General features: G+C 73.4%; 6 protein-coding genes. All 6 read right to left on the bottom strand.

The genetic code is table 11. The features are described 5' to 3' along the window. Positions 1–464: crossover junction endodeoxyribonuclease RuvC (gene ruvC / locus PROKR_RS34645; RefSeq protein ID WP_036963256.1), on the bottom strand; the 464-nt coding region annotated here is incomplete at its 3' end. A gap of 60 nt (positions 465–524) precedes the next feature. Then, a complete protein-coding gene (locus PROKR_RS11205; RefSeq protein ID WP_036963114.1) occupies positions 525–1,286 on the bottom strand; it encodes a YebC/PmpR family DNA-binding transcriptional regulator in 762 nt (253 codons plus the stop codon). Between the two features lie 84 nt (positions 1,287–1,370). Next, positions 1,371–2,006, bottom strand: coding sequence for a pyridoxal 5'-phosphate synthase glutaminase subunit PdxT (gene pdxT, locus PROKR_RS11210; protein ID WP_036963115.1), 636 nt, complete (start codon positions 2,004–2,006; stop codon positions 1,371–1,373). A 48-nt stretch (positions 2,007–2,054) separates the two neighbouring features. Beyond that, the gene (locus PROKR_RS11215; RefSeq protein ID WP_036963116.1) at positions 2,055–2,657 is read right to left on the bottom strand and encodes an NUDIX hydrolase; all 603 of its coding nucleotides are present in this window, start codon (positions 2,655–2,657) and stop codon (positions 2,055–2,057) included. Positions 2,658–2,776: 119 nt separating this feature from the next. Further along, positions 2,777–3,652, bottom strand: coding sequence for a S41 family peptidase (locus PROKR_RS11220; protein WP_342665869.1), 876 nt, complete (start codon positions 3,650–3,652; stop codon positions 2,777–2,779). A gap of 43 nt (positions 3,653–3,695) precedes the next feature. Continuing rightward, positions 3,696–5,208 (bottom strand): ATP-dependent helicase C-terminal domain-containing protein (locus PROKR_RS11225; RefSeq protein ID WP_036963120.1); only part of this gene is annotated, 1,513 nt, incomplete at its 5' end.

Below are 5,208 nucleotides of genomic sequence, written 5' to 3' on the forward strand. Positions count from 1 at the left end.
CGCCAGAGGTGACAGACGGCGAGCGCGAGCGCGTCGGCGGCGTCGGCGGGCCGTGGTGCCTCGTCGAGGTCGAGGATGCGGGTGATCATCGTCGTCACCTGCGCCTTGTCGGCGCGCCCCGAACCGGTCACGGCCGCCTTGACCTCCGACGGGGTGTGCAGGGCGACGGGCACTCCGCGGCGGGCCGCGGCCACCATGGCCAGGCCCGCCGCCTGGGCGGTCCCCATCACCGTGCCGACGTTGTGCTGTGCGAAGACGCGCTCGACCGCCACCACGTCGGGCACGTGCTCGTCGAGCCAGCGGTCCAGGCCCTCCGCGATGCGCAGCAGGCGAAGGTCCGTGGACAGGTCCGCGTCCGAGCGGATGACGCCGACGGCGACCATCCGGGCCCGCCGCCCGGGCAGGGAGTCGACGACGCCGACGCCGCACCTGGTCAGACCGGGATCAACACCGAGAACGCGCACGGAGAAACCCTCTCACGTGCGGGTTCCTTCCCTGCGCGGACACGGCCGCGGGGGTGGGTGCTACTCCTCCTCGTCGAGCGCGGCCATGACCTCGTCGCTCGCGTCGAAGTTCGCGTAGACGTTCTGCACGTCGTCGCTGTCCTCGAGCGCGTCGATCAGGCGCATGATCTTGCGGGCGCCCTCGACGTCCACCTCCACCTGCATGGACGGGTGGAAGATCACGTCGGCCGAGTCGTACTCGATGCCGGCCTCCTGGATGGCCGTGCGCACGGACACCAGGTCGGTCGCCTCGGTGAGGACCTCGATGACCTCGCCCTGGTCGGTGACGTCCTCGGCGCCGGCGTCGAGCGCGGCGAGCATGACCTCGTCCTCGCCCACGCCGTCGGCCTTCGGCACCACGATCAGGCCCTTGCGGGAGAACAGGTACGACACCGAGCCCGGGTCGGCGAGGTTGCCGCCGTTGCGGGAGAACGCCAGGCGCACCTCGGAGGCGGCGCGGTTCTTGTTGTCGGTGAGGCACTCGACCAGGACGGCGATGCCGTTCGTGCCGTAGCCCTCGTACATGATCGTCTGGTAGTCGACGGCGTCGGCGCCCTCGCCCGAACCACGCTTCAGCGCGCGGTCGATGTTGTCGTTGGGGACCGACGACTTCTTCGCCTTCTGGACCGCGTCGAACAGCGTCGGGTTACCGGCGAGATCGCCGCCACCCGTCCGCGCGGCGACCTCGATGTTCTTGATCAGCTTCGCGAAGAGCTTGCCGCGCTTGGCGTCGATCGCGGCCTTCTTGTGCTTGGTCGTGGCCCACTTGGAGTGACCTGACATGCCTCTACCTGACTCCTTGCATTTCGATGGCTCTTATCAATGGCGCTCGAACTCGGCAACGCCGAACGGCGGCGAGAAGGCCGCTCAGCCGCCCGCAACCATGCTGACGAACAGCCCGTGCACGCGCGCGTCCCCCGTGATCTCGGGGTGGAAGGCGGTGGCGAGCAGCGACCCCTGCCGTGCTGCGACAATCCTACCGGCGGCCGCCACAGGACGGCCCTGCGTATCCACAGCCGGGATGCGGGACAGCACCTCGACCTCGGGCCCGGCCTCCTCGATCCAGGGGGCGCGGATGAACGCGGTGCGCACCGGGCCACCGTCGTCGACGTCGGAGATGCCCGCGAAGTCGAGGTCGGTCTCGAACGAGTCGACCTGCCGCCCGAACGCGTTGCGCCGCACGACGACGTCCATCCCGCCGACCGTCTGCTGGTCGGCGGTCCCGTCCAGGATCCGGTCGGCCAGCAGGATCATCCCCGCGCACGAGCCGTACACCGGCAGGCCCTCCTTGATGCGGGCCTGCAGCAGGTCGCGGAGCTCGAAGATGCGCAGCAGCTTGTCGATCGTCGTCGACTCGCCGCCGGGCAGCACGAGCCCGTCGACCGCGGCCAGCTCCCCCGGACGGCGTACCGTCACGCCGTGCGCGCCGACGGACTCGAGGGCGGCCAGGTGCTCGCGGACGTCTCCCTGGAGGGCCAGGACGCCGATGGTCGGGTTGCTCACAACCGTTCATTCTACGGCGGCGGCCGCCCCGGACACGACGCGCGCGGTTCAGTCGTCGAACTGCTCGCCCAGGTGCCGCACCTGGCCGTCCCACCCGGACACGAGGTGGTCGACGACGTCCGGCAGCTCCGGCGGGAACACTTCCAGCGGCTGCTCGCGCAGCTGCGCCGCCGTCAGCCAGCCGGTCTCGTCGAGCAGCTCGCGCTCGGCGTCGGTCCAGCCCTCGGCCGTCACCTCGACGGCATCCGGGATGCGCGCGAGGTAGAACACCTCGTGCTGCCGGCACGTCTCGGCGTAGAAGTCGAAGATGCCCGTGCGCGTGAGAACGGGGCCCACCAGGGCTCCGGCCGGCAGGTCGATGCCCACCTCCTCGCGCGTCTCGCGCAGGGCGGCCTGCACCGGCGTCTCCCCCGCGTCGATGCCGCCGCCCACCGTGAACCACCAAGACCGCTCCGGCTGGTTCACGTCGTGACCGCGCATCACGAGCACCCGGCCGGCGTCGTCCATCAGGATGACGCGCGCCGCCGAGCGCTCGCGGACGCCGTCCGGCCCCGGCACCCAGTCGTCCCCGAGGGATGTGGTGCCGGGCCCGACCTCGGGCGGCACGGCGGGCTGGTGCTGGTCGGCGGTCTCCGGCGGGAACCCGGTCATGCGGCCTCCTGGTGCTGGGCGTTCGGGGACTTCAGGCCGGTCCGCCGCGGCGGACCGGCCGGTGCCCACAAACTACCTCCCGCACCCGTCAGTGCAGCGCCAGGCTCCTCGGCCCTGCGTCACAGCGCCAGCGCGACGTCCACCGCCCGCTCGGAGGCGCACGGGTGGTCGGGAACGACCCCGACACCCTCCCAGTTGGTCCCGGTCACGGCGTGCACCGATCGCGCGATCGGCACGTGGAGCTGCAGGTGGGCGGTGAGGTCGAACGCCTCCCGGGGATGAGCCCCGCCCACCGTCGTCTCGCCGACGACGACCGCCCGGCCCAGCGCCTGCAGGTCGTAGGCGAGCTCCTCGCCGCCGCTGAACGTGCGGCTGCTCGTGAGGACGACGACCGGCACGTCCGGCAGCCTCGGCGCGACCGCCGGCGTGGTGAACGACGGCTCGGCGGTGCCGTCCCGGTGCACGAGGTCCAGGAGGTGGACCGGCTCGTCGCCGAGCAGGTGGCTCACCAGCAGTGCCACGGACCCGGGCACGCCGCCCACGCAGTCGCGCAGGTCGACCACGAGCCGACGCACGCCCTGCAGCAGCGTGAACGCCGCCGACGCGGCTGGGCGGACGTACTCCGGCGGCAGGATGATCGGGCCGATCCTCAGCAGGCCGACGTTGCCGTCGAGGCGACGCACCTCGCTGATCGCGGGCCCGCTCTCCCGCGCCAGGGTGGCGAAGTAGGCGCGCACCTCGTCCTCGTCCTGCTCGGGCGGCACGCCCTCCGGGTAGTGCCGGACCCGCAGGTGCCGGTCGCCGTTGACCGACTGGAGGACGGTCGTGGCGGCCTCGGCGAAGGCGGGCTCGTCGTCCACGTCAGCGATGAGCCCGTCGAGCTCGTCGGCGACGCCGACCGCCACGTCGGGAAAGACATAGTGCGTTCGGACGAGCTCCTGGACCTGGGCGATCAGCATGCGCGCAGTCAACCGAAGCGTCCGACGGAGCGTCAACGGGGTTTCCGCAGGTTCCGCGGCCGCACGCAGCCCGGCCGGATCACCGCCGCGGCTTCGCCCTCTTGGTCGCCTCCGCCGTCAGCGGGTCCTCCGGCCACGGGTGCCGCGGATAGCGGGCGCGCATGTCGGCCCGGACCTGGGGGTAGCCCTGCTTCCAGAAGGAGGCCAGGTCGCTGGTGATGGCGACCGGGCGCTGGGCGGGAGACAGCAGGTGCAGGACGACCGGGACCCGGCCGTCCGCGACGGCCGGGGTGGTGGTCCAGCCGAAGACCTCCTGCAGCTTCACCGCGAGGACAGGCGGCTCGACGCCGTCGTACGCGAGCCGGACCTCGGAGCCCGACGGAACCCGGAGCCGTTCCGGCGCGAGCTCGTCGAGCCGGGCCGCCGCGGGCCAGGGCAGCAGGCGCCTCAGCGCCGAGGCCACGTCGATGCGGGCGAGGTCGCGCGCGGCGCGCACCGACGTGAGCTCGGTACCCAGCCAGTCGTCGAGCCCGGCCAGCAGCGCGTCGTCGTCGACGTCGGGCCACGGGGCACCGAGGTGGGCGTGGCAGAACGCCATCCGTGCGCGCAGCGCGAGCGCGGCCTCCGACCAGCGCAGCACGGACAGACCGCTGCGCCGGAGGCCGTCGCGGACGGCCGCCTGGACGAGCAGTGGGTCGGGACCGGGCAGCGGGACGTCGCTCAGCACGATCGCGCCGAGCGTCTCGACGCGCCGCGTCACGATCCGGCCGTCGTCCCAGCGGATCTGGTCGGTGGTCGTGACGAGCTCGCCCGCGACGTCCCGCGCCGTCGCCTCGTCGATCGGGGCCGCGGACCGGATCCTGGCGTCGGCGCGGCCGGGTGCCCGGTCGGCGACCGCGATCGCGAGCCAGGTCGTGGTCCGCAGCGACGACTGCGCGTCGAGCGCAGCGCCCGTCCCACCGGACATCTGGTAGGTCACCGCGCCGCTCCCCCGGACCCGCGCGATCCGGTCCGGGTACGCCAGGCCGACCACGATCCCGGCCGCGAGATCGTCCGGCAGTCCGGGCGGGCCCTTGTCGGCCGAAGCCGGCACGCCCCGGCCGAGCTGCTTCGTCTCCTCCCGCCATCGGGCCGTGGCTCCGCGGTCGTCGCCACGGCGGAGGGCCCGCCAGCGGCCCGGCAGATCGTCGCCAGGGCCTCGGCCGGAGTCGTCCGAGAGCAGCGCAACGACCTCGCGTGCCCGGTCGGCCCCGACCCGGGAAGCGCCGTCCAGCAGCGCACGGGCCAGGCGAGGATGCGCCCCGACCGCAGCCATCCGCCGGCCCCGCTCGGTGATCCGACCGCCCTCGTCGGTCGCCTCGATGCGGCGCAGCAGCTCGGTGGCCGCGGTCATCGCCGGCACCGGCGGTGCCTCGAGCAGGGTCAGACCAGCACCACCGGGTGCGCCCCACGCCGCCAGGTCGAGGGCGAACCCCGCCAGGTCGGCGGTCGCGATCTCCGGCGCCGCGTGGTCGTCGAGCCGGCCGTGGTCGGTGGCGGACCAGCACCGGTAGACCCGGCCCGGTGCCTCACGCCCGGCGCGCCCCGCGCGC

The organism is Promicromonospora kroppenstedtii DSM 19349, from assembly GCF_000515355.1.
GTDB classification, from domain to species: Bacteria; Actinomycetota; Actinomycetes; order Actinomycetales; family Cellulomonadaceae; genus Promicromonospora; species Promicromonospora kroppenstedtii.